Here is a 16,433-nt window from a genome sequence, read left to right as displayed (position 1 = left end):
TCGTTTCCGCCGAATCGTCCCCGCCGTGCCGTGCGGGGCCCGGGGACCTGCGGGGTGCGCCCGGTCAGCAGGGACGCTTGCGGATCTCCATCACGTAGTCGTGCGGGGCGCCGGCGGATTCCGCGGCGTCTGCGATCTCCCCCAGGTAGCGGGCCGAGGGCAGCCCGCCCTCGTAGCCGTTCAGGACGTACACCCAGGCCGCCTCCTCGCCGTCCAGCGTGTGCACGCGCACCCGCATCCGGCGGTAGATGTCGAGCCCGACGCCCTCCCAGCGGTCCATCGAGTCCTCGTCCAGCGGAGCGATGTCGTAGAGGGCCACGAAGACCTGGTGGCGGGGGGCTTCGACGACCGTGGCCAGTGCGCCCTCCCAGCCCATCTGCTCGCCGCCGAAGGTCAGCCGCCAGTCGTTGATCCAGCCCGTGCCGCGCAGCGGCGAATGGGGAGCGCGGCGCGTCATCAGCCGCGGGTCGAGGTTGCCGGCGTACGCGGCGTAGAGCGACATGTGGTCGAGAGTACGGGAGGGGCGGCGGTGGCCGCGTGCCCGGATGGCGGGACCAGGCGCGAAGCACCTTGATGCGTGCGGGACAATGGAGCACGGAATGCATCCCCCGGGGAGACCCCCCGGACCCCCGGCCGGGGCGGCAGCCGACCGGGTAGACGTGAGGCGGACTTTTCGTGACCCGGATCGTGATCATCGGCGGCGGACCCGGCGGGTACGAGGCGGCCCTGGTAGGGGCCCAGCTCGGCGCGGAGGTGACCGTCGTGGACTGCGACGGTCTGGGCGGGGCCTCGGTCCTGACCGACTGCGTACCCTCCAAGACTCTTATCGCGACCGCCGAGGTGATGACCACCTTCGACTCGTCCTACGAAGAGCTCGGCATCGTCGTCGCGGACGACACCCCGCACATCGAGCAGGCCGCGCGCGTCGTGGGCGTGGACCTCGGCAAGGTGAACCGGCGCGTCAAGCGCCTCGCGCTCGCCCAGTCGCACGACATCACCGCCTCCGTCACCCGGGCCGGCGCCCGCGTGGTGCGCGGCCGCGGCAAGCTCGGCGGCCCCCAGGGCATCGACGGCACCCGGGACGTGATCGTCACGGCGGCCGACGGCACCGAGCAGATCCTGACGGCCGACGCGGTGCTGATCGCGACCGGCGGGCACCCCCGCGAGATCCCCGACGCGATGCCCGACGGCGAGCGCATCCTGAACTGGACCCAGGTCTACGACCTGGACGAGCTCCCCGAGGAGCTCATCGTGGTCGGCTCCGGTGTGACCGGCGCCGAGTTCGCCGGCGCGTACCAGGCCCTCGGCTCCCGGGTGACCCTCGTGTCCTCCCGTGACCGGGTGCTGCCCGGTGAGGACCCCGACGCGGCGGCCGTCCTGGAGGACGTCTTCCGCCGCCGCGGCATGAACGTGATCTCGCGGGCCCGCGCCGAGTCCGCCAAGCGGGTCGGCGACCGGGTGGAGGTCACCCTCGCCGACGGCCGGGTCATCTCCGGCACGCACTGCCTGATGGCGGTCGGTGCCATTCCGAACACGGCGAACATGAACCTGGAGGAGTCCGGGGTCCGGCTCAAGGAGTCCGGTCACATCTGGACCGACAAGGTCTCGCGGACCTCCTCTCCCGGTGTGTACGCGGCCGGTGACGTGACGGGCGTCTTCGCGCTCGCTTCGGTCGCGGCGATGCAGGGCCGCATCGCGATGTACCACTTCCTCGGTGACGCGGTGGCCCCGCTGAACCTCAAGACGGTCTCCTCGAACGTCTTCACCGACCCCGAGATCGCCACCGTCGGCTACACCCAGGCCGACGTGGACGCGGGCCGGATCGACGCCCGCGTGGTGAAGCTCCCGCTGCTGCGCAACGCGCGCGCCAAGATGCAGGGCATCCGGGACGGCTTCGTGAAGCTGTTCTGCCGCCCCGGCACCGGCATCGTCGTCGGCGGCGTGGTCGTTTCCCCCCGTGCGAGCGAGCTCATCCACCCCATCTCGATCGCGGTCGACAACAACCTGACGGTCGAGCAGATCGCAAACGCGTTCACCGTGTACCCCTCGCTGTCGGGATCGATCGCCGAGGTGGCACGGCAGCTCCATGCGCGCAAGGCCGACGGAGAGGCGTAATCGGCACGAACCGCCGCACACCGCAAGGGGTTTGGGGCGGGGCGACGGGTCGGAGCGGAACGTTCACCCGGTCGACCGACCGCGTATACCACTAGTCGCCCCGCCTTATGGACAACTTCGGTATTCCGGCGCAAAGAGCTGAAAGCAGACGGTCGTTGGGGTTACTGTCAGTTTCGTGTTCGCTGCAGAACGTCGCCAATTGATCCTCGAAATGGTGCGGGCCAACGGAGCGGTATCGCTCCGGGAGCTCGCCCGCGTCGTCCAGACCTCCGAAGTGACCGTACGGCGGGACGTGCGGGCACTGGAGGCAGAAGGACTCCTCGACCGCCGACACGGCGGTGCGGTATTGCCGGGCGGTTTCACGCGGGAGTCCGGCTTTCCGCAAAAGTCCCATCTCGCGACGGCGGAGAAGACCGCCATCGCCGATGTCGCGGCCGGCCTCGTCGAAGAGGGCGAGGCCGTCGTCGTCGGCGCGGGCACCACGACCCAGGAGCTGGCCCGCCGGCTCGCACGGGTGCCCGGACTGACCGTCGTCACCAACTCGCTGCTCGTCGCCCAGGCACTGGCGCACGCCAACCGGGTGGAGGTCGTGATGACGGGCGGGACCCTGCGCGGGTCCAACTACGCCCTCGTGGGCAGCGGGGCCGAGCAGTCCCTCCAGGGCCTGCGGGTCTCCCGGGCCTTCCTGTCGGGCAGCGGACTGACCGCCGAGCGCGGCCTGTCCACGTCCAACATGCTGTCCGCGAGCGTGGACCGGGCGCTGGTGCAGGCGGCCGCCGAGGTGGTGGTGCTGGCCGACCACACGAAGCTCGGCACCGACACCATGTTCCAGACCGTGCCGACCGACGTGATGACCCGGCTGGTCACGGACGAGCCGCCGCCGCACGACGACCGCGCGGCCACGGAGCTCCAGGCGCTGGCCGACCAGGGCGTGCAGATCACCGTGGCGGGGTCGACGGCCTCCGGCGGCGTGGACGGCATGCAGGGGCGGCGCCCGCGCCGGGACTCACCCCTGCCGGTGCAGCGGCGGGGCGGGCCCACGGCCCAGCTGCGCAGTGCACCCGCCGGTCTGCTGGAACAGCAGGCGGAGCGGGCCCGGGTGGCGGACATGCGGCGCCGCTAGGGCGTTTCATGGCCGTCCGGTCCGTCCGGCAGGCGCAGTCCGTACGACGAAGAACCGGCGGGGCCGTGGTGGCCCCGCCGGTTCTTCGTGGTGTCCGCGGAGGTCAGTCCTTGATCTCGCAGATGGTGGCGCCGGAGGTGAGCGAGGCGCCGACCTCGGCCGTCAGGCCGACGATGGTGCCGGAGCGGTGCGCGTTGAGCGGCTGCTCCATCTTCATCGCCTCCAGGACGACGATCAGCTCGCCCTCGGTGACCTGCTGGCCCTCCTCGACCGCGACCTTGACGATCGTGCCCTGCATCGGGGACGCGAGGGTGTCACCGGAAGCGGCCGGACCGGACTTCTTGGCGGCGCGGCGCTTGGGCTTCGCGCCGCCCGCGGCGGCGGTACGGGCGAGGGTCATGCCCAGCGAGGACGGCAGGGAGACCTCAAGGCGCTTGCCGCCGACCTCGACGACCACCGTCTCGCGGCCCGGCTCGTCCTCGGTGTCCTCGGCGGCCGGAGCCGTGAAGGCCGGGATCTCGTTGACGAACTCGGTCTCGATCCAGCGGGTGTAGACCGTGAACGGCTTCCCGTCGGTGGGGGCGAAGGCCGGGTCCGTGACGACCGCACGGTGGAAGGGGATGGCGGTGGCCATGCCCTCGATCTCGAACTCGGCCAGGGCGCGGGCGGCCCGCTGGAGGGCCTGCTCGCGGGTGGCACCGGTGACGATCAGCTTCGCCAGCAGGGAGTCCCAGGCCGGGCCGATGACCGAACCGGACTCCACGCCCGCGTCGAGGCGGACGCCCGGACCGGACGGGGCGGCGAACCTGGTGACCGTGCCGGGCGCGGGCAGGAAGCCCCGGCCCGGGTCCTCGCCGTTGATGCGGAACTCGATGGAGTGCCCGCGCAGGACCGGGTCCCCGTAGCCGAGCTCCTCGCCGTCGGCGATGCGGAACATCTCGCGGACCAGGTCGATGCCGGAGACCTCTTCGGTGACCGGGTGCTCGACCTGCAGGCGGGTGTTGACCTCCAGGAAGGAGATCAGGCCGTCCGCGGAGACCAGGAACTCGACCGTGCCGGCGCCGACGTAGCCGGCCTCCTTCAGGATCGCCTTCGAGGCGGCGTACAGCTCGGCGTTCTGGGCCTCGGTGAGGAACGGCGCCGGGGCCTCCTCGACGAGCTTCTGGTGACGGCGCTGGAGCGAGCAGTCACGGGTGGAGACGACGACCACGTTGCCGTGGCTGTCGGCCAGGCACTGGGTCTCGACGTGCCGCGGCTTGTCGAGGTAACGCTCGACGAAGCACTCGCCGCGGCCGAAGGCGGCCACGGCCTCGCGGACGGCGGAGTCGTACAGCTCCGGCACCTCTTCGAGGGTGCGGGCGACCTTCAGGCCGCGGCCGCCACCACCGAAGGCGGCCTTGATCGCGATGGGCAGGCCGTGTTCCTCCGCGAACGCGACGACCTCGTCGGCCCCGGAGACCGGGTTCGGCGTACCGGCGACGAGCGGCGCGCCGGCGCGCTGCGCGATGTGCCGGGCGGCGACCTTGTCGCCGAGGTCGCGGATGGCCTGCGGCGGCGGGCCGATCCAGGTCAGGCCCGCGTCGATGACGGCCTGGGCGAACTCCGCGTTCTCGGACAGGAACCCGTATCCGGGATGGATGGCGTCCGCACCGGAATCGGCTGCGGCCTGCAGGACCTTGGAGATGTCCAAGTAGCTGGCGGCCGGGGTGTCACCGCCCAACGCGAAAGCTTCGTCGGCCGCGCGGACGTGCAGGGCGTCCCGGTCCGGATCGGCGTAGACGGCTACGCTCCCGATTCCGGCATCCCGGCAGGCCCGAGCAACGCGGACAGCGATTTCGCCACGGTTGGCGATGAGCACCTTGCGCACGATGGCTCCCTCCTTGAAACAAGCTGAGTTTAGGGACAGCCCACACGGCCTTACGACCCTTATCCAGTGGTGAGCTTGCCCACACGGAGTGTTATTCGAGTCGGGCTCTAGGCTGGAAAGCCCTTGTGGCGCCCCTCGTAAGGGGGATCCCCGACTGCACAGTAACCCCGTCACGTCGTCGGGGTCTCTGTCCTGCGGGTCAGCGGGCCCGGGCGATTCTTTGTCGAGTCCCTACGAACGGGTCATCAATTCTTTGCTTGATCGCCGTTCAGGGGCACCTGCGGCAACGAAGCGGCCCGCACCCCTTGTCCGCACGTTTACCCGTTAGTAGCCTCCAGGGCGTCGAACAGGCTTGTGACGTGAGGGGGGTGGAGGCGTCGTGCTGCGAAGACTCGTGGCCGCACTGGCGGCGGCCGTGCTCGTCGTGGAGGCGGCGGTGCTCGTGCTCGTCCACGTCGTGCTCGGCAGGACCACGGCGAACCAGTCGATGTCCATCGCGGGCAGCGATCCGGATGTCATGTCCAAGGCAACCTACGGGCTCGGGGCGGGCATGGGGGTCTTCCTGGTGCTGTGCGCCGTGCTGCTGGCCCTCACCGCCCTGCGGGACCGTGCGCCCGGCCGCTTCGCCCGGATCGTGCTCATCACCGCCGCCGTCACCCACGGGGTGCTCGGCGTGCTCGCCGTCGCGCTCGTCGGCTGGCCCGCCTTCGCGGCGCTGATGGTGATCCTGTGCCTCGTGGTCCTGACCCTCGTCCTCTACGCGGCCAGACCCGGCCCTGCGGAGGTCAAGGACACGCCGCCGCCGGCGCTCGGGGAGCTCAGGCCCACAAATCCGTGATGGACACACCCAGTTCGGCCAGCAGGGAGCGCAGCAGCGGCAGCGACAGCCCGATCACGTTGCCCGGGTCCCCGTCGATGCCCTCGATGAACGGCGCCGACAGCCCGTCCAGGGTGAAGGCGCCCGCCACGTGCAGCGGCTCGCCGCTCGCCACGTACGCCGCCACCTCGGCGTCCGTCGGCTCGCCGAACCGGACCGTCGTGGACGCCGTCGCCGAGACCTGACGCCCGCTCACCGTGTCGATCACGCAGTGTCCGGTGCGCAGGACGCCCGCCCGGCCGCGCATCGACTTCCAGCGGGCGGTGGCCTCCTCGGCGTCCGCCGGCTTGCCCAGCGCCTCGCCGTCCAGCTCCAGCACCGAGTCGCAGCCGATCACCAGGGTGCCCGCGGCCTCGTCCAGGGCCGCCACCACGGCGGCCTTCGCCTCGGCGAGGGCCAGCGCCAGGGCGGCCGGCTCGTCGTGGCTCAGCGCGTCCTCGTCGAAGCCGCTGACGATGACGTGCGGGGCGAGTCCGGCCTGGCGCAGCAGGTTCAGCCGGGCGGGGGAGGCGGAGGCCAGGACGAGCTTGCGCACGTCCGAGGGCGGCGGGGTAACGGTCATGGGGCCATCGTAGGGGCCCGCCAGGACCCGTACGGGGCGCTCTAGAAGCCCAGGTCCACGCCCAGGACGTAGACCACCACGGCCATGGCGACGGCGAGCACCACCGTCAGCCGCCGGATCATCGCCTGCGCGTCGCGCATGTCCTTGGGCGGCTCGTTCTTAGGGTCGGACCAGAGCATGCCCCGATCCTGTCCCCGGGGACTGGTGTGGCGCCTGAGTACGGGTACTCAGGCGCCACCGTCCGTTCACACCATTCCGGGCCGGGCGGGCGCGACCGGCGGGACGCCTCCCTACGGCTTGGCGCCGGCGGGCTGCTTCCAGAGGGTGAGCTTGCCGGCGTAACCGGGCGGGTCGTACGTCCGGCCCGACGGCTTGACCGAGGTGATCTGGAGCATCGCGAGATTGCCCTTCGAGGTCACCGAGCACAGGACGTCGCCCGCGACGATGGCGTCGTCCTTGATGAGCGCCGTACTGGAGAGCGCCGCCGGCAGCGGCCCGGTGTCCACGGCCTGGCGGCAGACCTCGGGCGTCGTGCCGGGTGACTTGGCCATGGCCTTGCGGAAGCTCATGTTCTGCAGGATGTAGTAGAACTCGACGTCCTTGTCGCTGATGTCACCGCTGGGCAGGACCCTGGGCGCGTCCAGATCGACGGTGATGATCGAGCCGGCCGGCGGTTCGATGAGCAGGGGCTTGTCCTGGAAGATCACCTCGTACGAGGCGCTCTGCGAGGGCTGCTGCGCGGACGGCTGTGCCGAGGGCCGTGCGGACGGCTGCGCGGGCTGCTGCGCCGGTTCCTGCTCGGGCCGGTCCTGCGGCTGCTCGGCCCGGGTCCCGCCCTTGCCGTCGTTCCCGGATTCCCAGCCGCCGGATATCGCCCAGGCGGCGCCCCCGGTCACGGCGACCAGGGCCACGGCAGCCGCGGCGAGCAGCCGCCCCCGGTTTCCGCGCGCGGCGGGCGCGGCGGAGGCCACGGAGGCTGCGGGCGGTGCGGGCGGTGCCGGCGGGTGGAGCGGCGGCTGCGAGGGCGCCTGCGTGGGCGCGCCGTGCACCGAGGGCGCGCCGGACCAGGGTCCGGCCCCCGCCGCCTGCGGGGGAACGTACGTGGGGGCGTACGCGGGCGGGGGACCCGCCGCCGCGCCGCCCGCAGCAGGCGCAGCCGCAGCGGCCGCCGGGAGCCGGTCCAGCTCCGCCTCCCGCGCCGCGACCGCCGCTGCCCAGGGCTCCGGCAGCCAGCCGGAGAGATCGGCCGCCTCGCGGCCCGCGAACCGCTCGCACAGGCGTGCCAGTTCGCCCGGCTCCGGCCGCGCGGCCGGGTCCGCGGCGAGCGTGCCCTCCAGCAGCGGCCGCAGCCAGTCCGGGTAGCCCGACAGGTCCGGCGGCCGCAGGGCGGTGTTGGCGATCTGCGTCGCCACGGTCAGCGCGCTGCCCTCGCCGTACGGGTGGCGGCCGGTCGCGGCGACGGCGGCGATCAGCCCGAGCGAGAACACGTCGCTCGCCGCGCCGAGGTCCCCGCCCACGCCCTGCTCGGGCGACATGAACTGCGGAGTGCCGATGAATCCCCCGCTACGGGTGAGGCGGGTGTTCTCGGCGGCGCGCGCGATCCCGAAGTCGATCACCCACGGGCCGTCCGCGGCCAGCATGATGTTCGAGGGCTTCAGGTCCCGGTGGAGGATCCCCACCGCGTGCACGGACTCCAGGGCCCGCGCCACGCACGCCACCAGCTGCAGGGCCGCGGGCAGCGGCAGCGGTCCGAAGGCGTCCAGCGCCTCGTCCAGTGGGAGGCCCGGTACGTACGCGGTGGCGAGCCACGGCTGCTCGCCCTGCGTGTCGTAGTCCAGTACGGGTACGAGGTGGTAGCCGCGCACCTGCTGCGCCGACTTCACCTCCTGCTCGAAGCGGCGCCGGAACTCCGGGTCGCCGGCGTACTCGCGGCGGATCATCTTCAGCGCCACGGGCCGGCTGCCGCGCGTACGGGAGAGGTACACGGAGCCCATGCCGCCCTCGCCGATGCGCGCGAGCAGCCCGTATCCGGCGATCTCGCGCGGATCACCCGCCGCCAGCGGGCGCAGAGCCGCGTGCCCGGCTCCGTGATCCGACGCATTGTTCGGCCCGTTCATGACATCCGCCCCCTTGATCCTGCACAAGATCAGGATCGTAGCGAACGCACCACGGGCCGCCTCCGGGACGTGGCCGCGGGCGCCCGCCCGCGGCCACCGCCGCTGCCGGGGTCTATCCCGGCCAGTACGTACGCCCCCACGCGCGCGGCCCCGGCTGCGGCAGCCGGTGGCGTGCCACCCGGGCCGGAGCCGACCATTCTTCGGCCACCCGCTGCGCGCCCGGCGGCTGCGAGGCCAGCGCCGCGGCGCGCGCTTGGACCACCGCCAGTGCGGCGGCCAGCTCCTCCGGGGTCGGGTTGCCCTTGACGACCTTGATCACCACAGAGACCTCCTGGAGGGGCTAGAGGGGGATGTTGCCGTGCTTCTTGGGCGGCAGGGACTCCCGCTTGGTGCGCAGCTGCCGCAGCCCCTTCACCACGTGCGCCCGGGTCTCGGACGGCATGGCCACCGCGTCGATGTAACCGCGCTCGGCGGCCGTGTACGGGTTGAGCAGTGCGTCCTCGTACTCGGCGATCAGACGCGCCCGGGTGTCCTCCACCTCGTCGGGAGCGGCTTCGGCGAGGGTGCGGCGGTGCAGGATGTTCACCGCGCCCTGTGCGCCCATGACGGCGATCTGGGCGGTCGGCCAGGCGAGGTTGAGGTCCGCGCCGAGGTGCTTGGAGCCCATGACGTCGTAGGCGCCGCCGAAGGCCTTGCGGGTGATGACGGTGATCAGCGGGACGGTGGCCTCGGCGTACGCGTAGATCAGCTTGGCGCCGCGCCGGATGATTCCGTTGTACTCCTGGTCCGTGCCCGGCAGGAAGCCCGGAACGTCCACGAAGGTCAGCACCGGGATGTTGAAGGCGTCGCACGTGCGGACGAACCGGGCGGCCTTCTCGGAGGCGTCGATGTCCAGACAGCCGGCGAACTGCATCGGCTGGTTGGCGACGATGCCCACCGGGTGGCCCTCGACCCGGCCGAAGCCGGTGAGGATGTTCGGCGCGAAGAGGGACTGGGTCTCCAGGAACTCCGCGTCGTCGAGCACGTGCTCGATCACCGTGTGCATGTCGTACGGCTGGTTCGCGCTGTCCGGGATCAGCACGTCCAGCTCGCGGTCGGTGTCGGAGACCTCGGTGTCCGCCTCCTCCGGGAAGGCCGGCGGCTCGGAGAGGTTGTTCGACGGCAGGTACGACAGCAGGGACTTGACGTACTCGATGGCGTCCTTCTCGTCCCCCGCCATGTGGTGGGCGACGCCCGAGGTGCTGTTGTGCGTCCGCGCCCCGCCCAGTTCCTCGAAGCCGACGTCCTCGCCGGTGACCGTCTTGATGACGTCCGGGCCGGTGATGAACATGTGCGAGGTCTGGTCGACCATGACCGTGAAGTCGGTGATGGCGGGGGAGTACACGGCGCCGCCCGCGCAGGGGCCCACGACCAGGCTGATCTGCGGGATCACCCCCGAGGCGTGCACGTTGCGGCGGAAGATCTCGCCGTACATGCCGAGGGCGCTGACGCCCTCCTGGATGCGGGCGCCGCCGGAGTCGTTGATGCCGACGAGCGGGCATCCGGTCTTCAGCGCGAAGTCCATGACCTTCATGATCTTCTGGCCGTAGACCTCGCCGAGGGCGCCGCCGAAGACGGTGAAGTCCTGGGAGAAGACGGCGACCGGGCGGCCGTCCACCGTGCCGTACCCGGTGACGACGCCGTCGCCGTAGGGGCGGGTCTTCTCCAGGCCGAAGTTGGTGGAGCGGTGCCGGGCGAACTCGTCCAGCTCCACGAACGAGCCCTCGTCGAGGAGGAGGGCCACCCGCTCACGCGCCGTCAGCTTGCCCTTGGCGTGCTGCTTCTCGACGGCGCGCGCCGATCCGGCGTGGGTGGCCTCGTCGATGCGGCGCTGCAGGTCCGCGATCTTGCCCGCGGTGGTGTGCATGTCGATCGGCTCTGACGGTTGTGACATCGGGGTCGCGGCTCCCTGCGTGGTGTCAACGGCCTGGTCAATTGATTGACTACTGCTGGCTACTGGTGCGTAGCGTAACGGCGGGCATGGCGCTCGGCAGTGCGGCGTTTGACACACCTACTGTGGGTTGCTTGGCCTCGCCACCTTCCCTAAGGAGAGGGGATCCCACCCTCGCGGGTGGGACTTCCTGCTTCACCGCGCGCTGCCCCGTCCGGGAGGGCCCCGGCCGAGGACTTACGCCCGCTCCACAGGCAGACACCGCCAGCCCGGCGGCCAAGAGGTTGATCGCTGCGTTCTCGTCCCGGTCGTGGGTCGTCCCGCAGCGCGCACAGATCCACTCGCGGATGCTGAGATCCATCTTCTCGTTGACGGCCCCACAGGACGAGCACAGCTTGGAGCTGGGGAACCACCGGTCGACGGCGATCAGCTCACGTCCGTACCAGGCCGTCTTGTATTCCAGCATCTGTCTCAGCTCACCCCACGCCGCATCACCGATGGAGCGGGCGAGCCTTGGGTTCTTGAGCATGTTCCGGACCGCGAGGTCCTCGATCACGAGCGTTTGGTTTTCGCGCACGAGTCGAGTCGTCAGCTTGTGCAGGTGATCCCGGCGGCGGTCGGTGATCTGAGCACGGATCTTCGCCACCCGGGTCCGCGCCTTGGCCCGGTTCTTGCCGCCCTTTTCCTTGCGTGACAGCGCACGCTGCGCTCGGGCCAGGCGCGCACGGTCCTTGCGTTCGTGCTTCGGGTTGGTGATCTTTTCGCCGGTGGACAGGGTGACGAGGGTTGTCAGCCCGGCATCGATCCCGACCGCCTGTGTGGCAGGCGGCAGTGGAGCAGGCGTGTCTTCGAACAGGATGGACACGAACCAGCGGCCGGCCGGATCCCGGGACACGGTCACGGTGGTCGGCTCGGCGCCGTCCGGCAGCGGGCGCGACCAGATGACACGCAGTGGATCCGCCATTTTGGCGAGCGTGAGCTCACCGTTGCGGAAACGGAAGGCGGAGCGGGTGTACTCGGCGCGGGCCCGGGACTTCCGCTTCGACTTGAATCGTGGGTGGTGCGAGCGTTTCCCCCAGTAAGCGGCGAAAGCGCTCTGCAGGTGCCGCAGCGCCTGCTGGAGGGGCACGCAGGAGACCTCGCCCAGGTAGGCCAGCTCCTCGGTCCGCTTCCATGCGGTGAGCATCGCTGAGGTCTGTGCGTAGTTCACCCGTTCCCGACGGGCCCGGGCGTCCGCGCGGGCGGAGAGCGCCAGGTTGTAGACCTTCCGCACGCAGCCGAATGTCCTGGACAGCTCCGTTGCCTGCGCGTCGTCAGGGTAGAAACGGAACCTGAACGCCCTTTTTACCGCAGAATTCCCCACGGGCCGGAAGCTAGGGTCGGTCAAGATCCGAACGCAATCCCGGGTCAGAGGATGACACACGGCGACATAAGGAATCCGATCATGCCCTCAGATGCCTCAGCAGGTGCTTCCGCCGGTCGTTGGTCGAACCTTGACCGGCCGCCCCTGAACGCCGCCGCCCTCCAGCGGGCCGTGGTCGCCGAGGGCGGGCTGTGGACCTCCCTCGAGGTGGTCGACTCCACCGGGTCCACCAACAGCGACCTCGCCGCCCGGGCCGCGAGCCTGCCCGAGGGGGCCGTGCTCGTCGCCGAGGAGCAGACCGCCGGGCGGGGGCGGCTCGACCGCAGCTGGGTCGCACCCACCCGGTCGGGGCTGTTCTTCTCCGTCCTGCTCAAGCCGGGCCCGGCCGTGCCTCCGGAGCAGTGGGGCTGGCTGACCCTGCTGGCCGGGGTGGCCACCGCGACCGGCCTGTCCCGGGCGGCGGGCGTGGACACCGCCCTCAAATGGCCCAACGACCTCCTCGTCACCGTGGACGGGGAGGAGCGCAAGACCGGCGGGATCCTCGCCGAGCGGGTCGTCGACGGCGTGGTCATCGGGATCGGGCTCAACGTCACCCTGACCGAGGACGAGCTGCCGGTGCCCGCCGCGGGTTCGCTGGCGCTGGCCAAGGCCACCGTGACCGACCGGGACCCGCTCCTGAGGGCCGTCCTGCGCTCCCTGGAGCAGTGGTACGGGAACTGGCGCGCCGCCGGCGGCGACCCGGCGGCCAGCGGCCTCCAGGAGACGTACGCGGCGGGCTGCGCCACCCTCGGCCGGCACGTCCGCGCGGAGCTCCCGGGCGGCCGCACGCTCACCGGAACGGCCGAAGCGGTCGACACCGACGGCCGCCTGGTGATCCGTACGGCGGAAGGGCAGCACGAGGCGGTCGGCGCGGGCGACGTCATCCACCTGCGCTCGGTCCACTGAGGGGCCCCGTACGGCCGGAACCCGGCCCCGCGCCGGGGCCGGGGGGCCGCGGAGCGGGCCGGGCCGGCGGGTACGCCGTCACGGGCCGGCAAAAGGCGGGCCGCAGGGGCCCGGGCCCGCGAAGAGAGGGAGTGAGGTACGGCACACCTGCCGTATGGTTTAGGCGATCGCGGTCCTCGCGGTGATCAACCGGTTCGGCAGGTCAGTGCGCACGGAATGGACAGGAGGCGGCCCTTGACCGTCGACGACCCTACGTCCAGCGCGTCCGCCGGGTCCGGCGGGTCCGGATCCGGGCCGGTCACCCCCATCGGGCGTGACCAGCACACCCCCCACCACGAGGTCGACCACACGGTCCAGCCGACGGCCGACCCGCTCGCCATCCGCCTGGAACAGCTGATCCTGGGCGCCGAGCGCCGCTACACGCCCTTCCAGGCCGCCCGCAGCGCCGGCGTGTCCATGGAGCTCGCCTCGCGCTTCTGGCGGGCCATGGGCTTCGCCGACATCGGCCAGGCCAAGGCGCTCACGGAGGCCGACGTCCTGGCCCTGCGCCGGCTGGCCGGTCTGGTGGAGGCCGGGCTGCTGAGCGAGCCGATGGCGGTGCAGGTGGCCCGGTCCACCGGACAGACCACGGCCCGGCTGGCGGAATGGCAGATCGACTCCTTCCTGGAGGGGCTGACCGAGCCCCCGGAGCCGGGGATGACCCGTACGGAGGTCACGTACCCGCTGGTCGAGCTGCTGCTGCCGGAGCTGGAGGAGTTCCTCGTCTACGTGTGGCGCCGCCAGCTGGCGGCGGCCACCGGGCGGGTGGTGCAGGTGGCCGACGACGAGGAGATGGTCGACCGGCGGCTCGCGGTGGGCTTCGCGGACCTGGTCGGCTTTACCCGGCTCACGCGGCGGCTGGAGGAGGAGGAGCTCGGCGAGCTGGTCGAGACCTTCGAGACGACGGCGGCGGACCTGGTGGCCGCGTACGGCGGCCGGCTGATCAAGACGCTGGGCGACGAGGTCCTGTACTGCGCGGACGACGCGGGCACGGCGGCGGAGATCGCCCTGCGCCTCATCGAGACGATGGAGGCGGACCCGCAGATGCCGGAGCTGCGCGTCGGCATCGCCTTCGGGACGGTGACGACCCGCATGGGCGACGTCTTCGGGACCACGGTGAACCTGGCGAGCCGCCTCACCTCCATAGCGCCGAAGGACGCGGTGCTGGTGGACGGCGCGATGGCCGAGGAGCTCGCCAGGACGGGCGCGGCGCCGGTGTCGGAGAAGGAGGCGGAAGCGGCGCCCGAGGAGGGCACGGCCTACCGTTTCGCGCTCCAGCCGATGTGGCAGCGGCCGGTGCGCGGTCTCGGGGTCGTGGAGCCCTGGTCGCTCACGCGGCGGAAGCCTAAGCTGCCCGGGTAACGCTCGTTAACCGGGAGGGTCGCAGGATGTCTGAGCAGCGCTTCGGAGAGTTCGTCGCCGTACGCCGGGAGGGTGACGGGCACGTCGCCGAGCTGGTCATGGACCGGCCCAAGGCGATGAACGCCGTGTCGACGGAGATGGCCCGCTCGATCGGGGCGGCCTGCGCCGCGCTGGCCGGGGACCCTTCCGTACGGGTGGTGGTGCTCTCCTCCAGCGCCGAGCGGGCCTTCTGCGTCGGGGCCGATCTCAAGGAGCGCAACTCGCTGTCGGACGCCGAGCTGGTGCGGCAGCGGCCGACCACCCGCGGGGCGTACGGGGGCGTGCTGGAGCTGCCGGTGCCGACCATCGCCGCGGTGCACGGCTTCGCCCTGGGCGGCGGCTTCGAGCTGGCCCTGGCCTGCGACGTGATCGTGGCCGACGGGACGGCGGTGGTCGGCCTGCCCGAGGTGTCCGTGGGGGTGATCCCGGGCGGCGGTGGCACGCAGCTGCTGCCGCGCCGGGTGGGCGCGGCGCGGGCCGCCGAGCTGATCTTCACGGCGCGCAGGGTGGAGGCGGCCGAGGCGCTGTCCCTGGGCCTGGTGGACTCACTGGTGGCGGCGGGGCAGGACCGGGCCGAGGCCCTGGCCCTGGCGGCGCGGATGGCGGCGAACTCCCCGGTGGGCCTGCGGGCGGCCAAACGCGCGCTGCGGCTCGGGCACGGCATGGACCTCGCGGCCGGGCTGGAGATCGAGGACGCGGCCTGGCGGACGGTGGCCTTCTCGGGCGACCGGGCCGAGGGCGTGGCGGCGTTCAACGAGAAGCGCAAGCCGAACTGGCCGGGGCAGTAGTCCGTACGTCCGGCTCCGGCCGCTCATCCTTGGCGTTCCGGGTGGTACCGAATGCCGCGCCCATTGTCACTAAATCGGACAAAACTCCCTAATCTGGGGTGATGGGAGTTGACGGGCGGCTACGAGCCGTGGTGGGACTCGCGCAGGCCATGGCCGCGGCGTGTGCGCCGCGGGACAGCGTGCGGGCGGCCGCGCGGGGGGCGAGGACGGCGCTGGACGGGTCGTTCGCCGCGATCTCCGCGTGGGAGCGGGAGCGGGGGCGCCTGCGGGTGCTCGTGAACGAGGGCGAGCGGCGGCCCGGGGAGGAGGAGTTCCCCGAGGACGAGTCCTACCCGGTGCACGACTTCCCCGAGATCACCGAGTTCCTGCACGAGCGCTGGGCCGGCGGCGGCGGCCCCCACGCCTGGGTCGAGAACGCCGTCGGCGACCGGCCGGGCCGCCGCGGGGAGGCCCTGCGCCGCCGCGGGCGCGGGACCTGCGTGGTGGCGCCCGTCGTGCTCAGCGGGCGGGCCTGGGGGGAGCTGTACGTCGCCCGGGACGAGGGGATGCCCGACTTCGACGAGGACGACGCCGAGTTCGCGACCGTACTGGCCGCGGTGGTCGCCGCCGGGCTCGCGCAGAACGAGCGGCTGGAGGAGGCGCGGAGGCTCGCCTTCACCGACCCGCTGACCGGCCTCGCCAACCGCCGGGCCGTCGACATGCGGCTCGACGAGGCGCTGGAGGAGCACCGGCGGACGGGGGTCGTGGTCAGCCTGGTGGTCTGCGACCTGAACGGGCTCAAGAAGGTCAACGACACCCTCGGCCATGCCATGGGCGACCGGCTGCTGGAGCGTTTCGGGTCGGTCCTGAGCCTGTGCGGGGCCATACTGCCGGGCGCGCTGGTGGCCCGGCTCGGCGGCGACGAGTTCTGCCTGGTCGGGGTCGGGCCCACCGCCGACGAGGTGGTGCGGGTGACCGAGGAGCTGTGCACCCGGGCGGCCGAGCTGGAGCTGGGCGAGGGCGTGGCCTGCGGGGTGGCGTCCACCGGGGATCCGATCGGGCTGGTCAAATCCTCCCGGCGGCTGTTCCGGCTGGCCGACGCCGCCCAGTACAAGGCCAAGGCCGCGCGTTCGGCCAAGCCCGTCGTGGCGGGCCGGGACACCGCCGTGGTGCGCCTCGCCGACGCCGCCGCCGAGGCCGCCTCGGGTGAGCGGCGCCGCTTCCGGGGGCGCGGGTAGCCGCACGGGCGGGAGCGGAAGGGGGCGCCGGAGCGGCTGCGTAAGGGGCCCACCTGCCGCTGACTCGTGACAGAACTGGCTAGTGACAG

The 16,433-nt window shown here is 72.1% G+C and carries 15 protein-coding genes; 7 read left to right on the top strand and 8 right to left on the bottom strand.

Annotated features, from left to right (window positions below):
- Positions 1–64 precede the first annotated feature (64 nt).
- On the bottom strand, positions 65–502 hold the full coding sequence (locus IO30_RS0118990; protein WP_031144599.1) for a gamma-glutamylcyclotransferase family protein: 438 nt from the start codon (positions 500–502) through the stop codon (positions 65–67).
- 173 nt (positions 503–675) lie between these two features.
- Between IO30_RS0118990 and IO30_RS0118985 the strand changes: the two genes are divergently transcribed.
- Positions 676–2,115, top strand: coding sequence for an NAD(P)H-quinone dehydrogenase (locus IO30_RS0118985; protein ID WP_031144598.1), 1,440 nt, complete (start codon positions 676–678; stop codon positions 2,113–2,115).
- 175 nt (positions 2,116–2,290) lie between these two features.
- A complete protein-coding gene (locus IO30_RS0118980) occupies positions 2,291–3,238 on the top strand; it encodes a DeoR/GlpR family DNA-binding transcription regulator (RefSeq protein WP_078903681.1) in 948 nt (315 codons plus the stop codon).
- Between the two features lie 103 nt (positions 3,239–3,341).
- Here the strand turns inward: IO30_RS0118980 and IO30_RS0118975 are convergent, their stop codons facing one another.
- Entirely contained in the window at positions 3,342–5,105 is a 1,764-nt protein-coding gene (locus tag IO30_RS0118975) for an acetyl/propionyl/methylcrotonyl-CoA carboxylase subunit alpha (RefSeq protein WP_031144595.1), read from the bottom strand.
- Positions 5,106–5,484: 379 nt separating this feature from the next.
- Here IO30_RS0118975 and IO30_RS0118970 point away from each other — a divergent pair, with 379 nt between their 5' ends.
- The gene (locus tag IO30_RS0118970) at positions 5,485–5,943 is read left to right on the top strand and encodes a hypothetical protein (protein ID WP_037894458.1); all 459 of its coding nucleotides are present in this window, start codon (positions 5,485–5,487) and stop codon (positions 5,941–5,943) included.
- Here the strand turns inward: IO30_RS0118970 and IO30_RS0118965 are convergent.
- From IO30_RS0118965 to IO30_RS0118940, 6 genes are all read right to left on the bottom strand, one after another.
- Entirely contained in the window at positions 5,924–6,544 is a 621-nt protein-coding gene (locus IO30_RS0118965) for a nucleoside triphosphate pyrophosphatase (protein WP_031144591.1), read from the bottom strand. The two genes, IO30_RS0118970 and IO30_RS0118965, sit on opposite strands and share 20 nt — an antisense overlap.
- Before the next feature lie 41 nt (positions 6,545–6,585).
- Positions 6,586–6,723, bottom strand: coding sequence for a morphogenic membrane protein MmpB (mmpB, locus tag IO30_RS45990; protein WP_167347269.1), 138 nt, complete (start codon positions 6,721–6,723; stop codon positions 6,586–6,588).
- Between the two features lie 111 nt (positions 6,724–6,834).
- The gene (locus IO30_RS46415) at positions 6,835–8,661 is read right to left on the bottom strand and encodes a protein kinase domain-containing protein (protein ID WP_051902406.1); all 1,827 of its coding nucleotides are present in this window, start codon (positions 8,659–8,661) and stop codon (positions 6,835–6,837) included.
- A 112-nt stretch (positions 8,662–8,773) separates the two neighbouring features.
- On the bottom strand, positions 8,774–8,983 hold the full coding sequence (locus tag IO30_RS0118950) for an acyl-CoA carboxylase epsilon subunit (protein ID WP_031144588.1): 210 nt from the start codon (positions 8,981–8,983) through the stop codon (positions 8,774–8,776).
- Between the two features lie 18 nt (positions 8,984–9,001).
- On the bottom strand, positions 9,002–10,594 hold the full coding sequence (locus tag IO30_RS0118945; protein WP_031144586.1) for an acyl-CoA carboxylase subunit beta: 1,593 nt from the start codon (positions 10,592–10,594) through the stop codon (positions 9,002–9,004).
- Positions 10,595–10,643: 49 nt separating this feature from the next.
- Positions 10,644–11,954, bottom strand: a complete 1,311-nt coding sequence (locus IO30_RS0118940; protein ID WP_078904760.1) for an RNA-guided endonuclease InsQ/TnpB family protein — start codon at positions 11,952–11,954, stop codon at positions 10,644–10,646.
- Between the two features lie 81 nt (positions 11,955–12,035).
- Between IO30_RS0118940 and IO30_RS0118935 the strand changes: the two genes are divergently transcribed.
- From IO30_RS0118935 to IO30_RS0118920, 4 genes are all read left to right on the top strand, one after another.
- Positions 12,036–12,899 (top strand): biotin--[acetyl-CoA-carboxylase] ligase, encoded by an 864-nt coding sequence (locus tag IO30_RS0118935; RefSeq protein WP_051902404.1) that lies wholly within the window; start codon positions 12,036–12,038, stop codon positions 12,897–12,899.
- 234 nt (positions 12,900–13,133) lie between these two features.
- Positions 13,134–14,300, top strand: coding sequence for an adenylate/guanylate cyclase domain-containing protein (locus IO30_RS0118930; protein WP_031144580.1), 1,167 nt, complete (start codon positions 13,134–13,136; stop codon positions 14,298–14,300).
- Positions 14,301–14,326: 26 nt separating this feature from the next.
- A complete protein-coding gene (locus tag IO30_RS0118925; protein WP_031144578.1) occupies positions 14,327–15,127 on the top strand; it encodes an enoyl-CoA hydratase/isomerase family protein in 801 nt (266 codons plus the stop codon).
- Positions 15,128–15,228: 101 nt separating this feature from the next.
- Entirely contained in the window at positions 15,229–16,344 is a 1,116-nt protein-coding gene (locus tag IO30_RS0118920) for a GGDEF domain-containing protein (RefSeq protein WP_031144575.1), read from the top strand.
- Positions 16,345–16,433: the final 89 nt, after the last annotated feature.

It is taken from the genome of Streptomyces xanthophaeus, from assembly GCF_000725805.1.
Lineage (GTDB): Bacteria > Actinomycetota > Actinomycetes > Streptomycetales > Streptomycetaceae > Streptomyces > Streptomyces xanthophaeus.
Note: the sequence above shows the minus strand (reverse complement) of the source record. Positions and strands in the feature narration are given on the sequence as shown.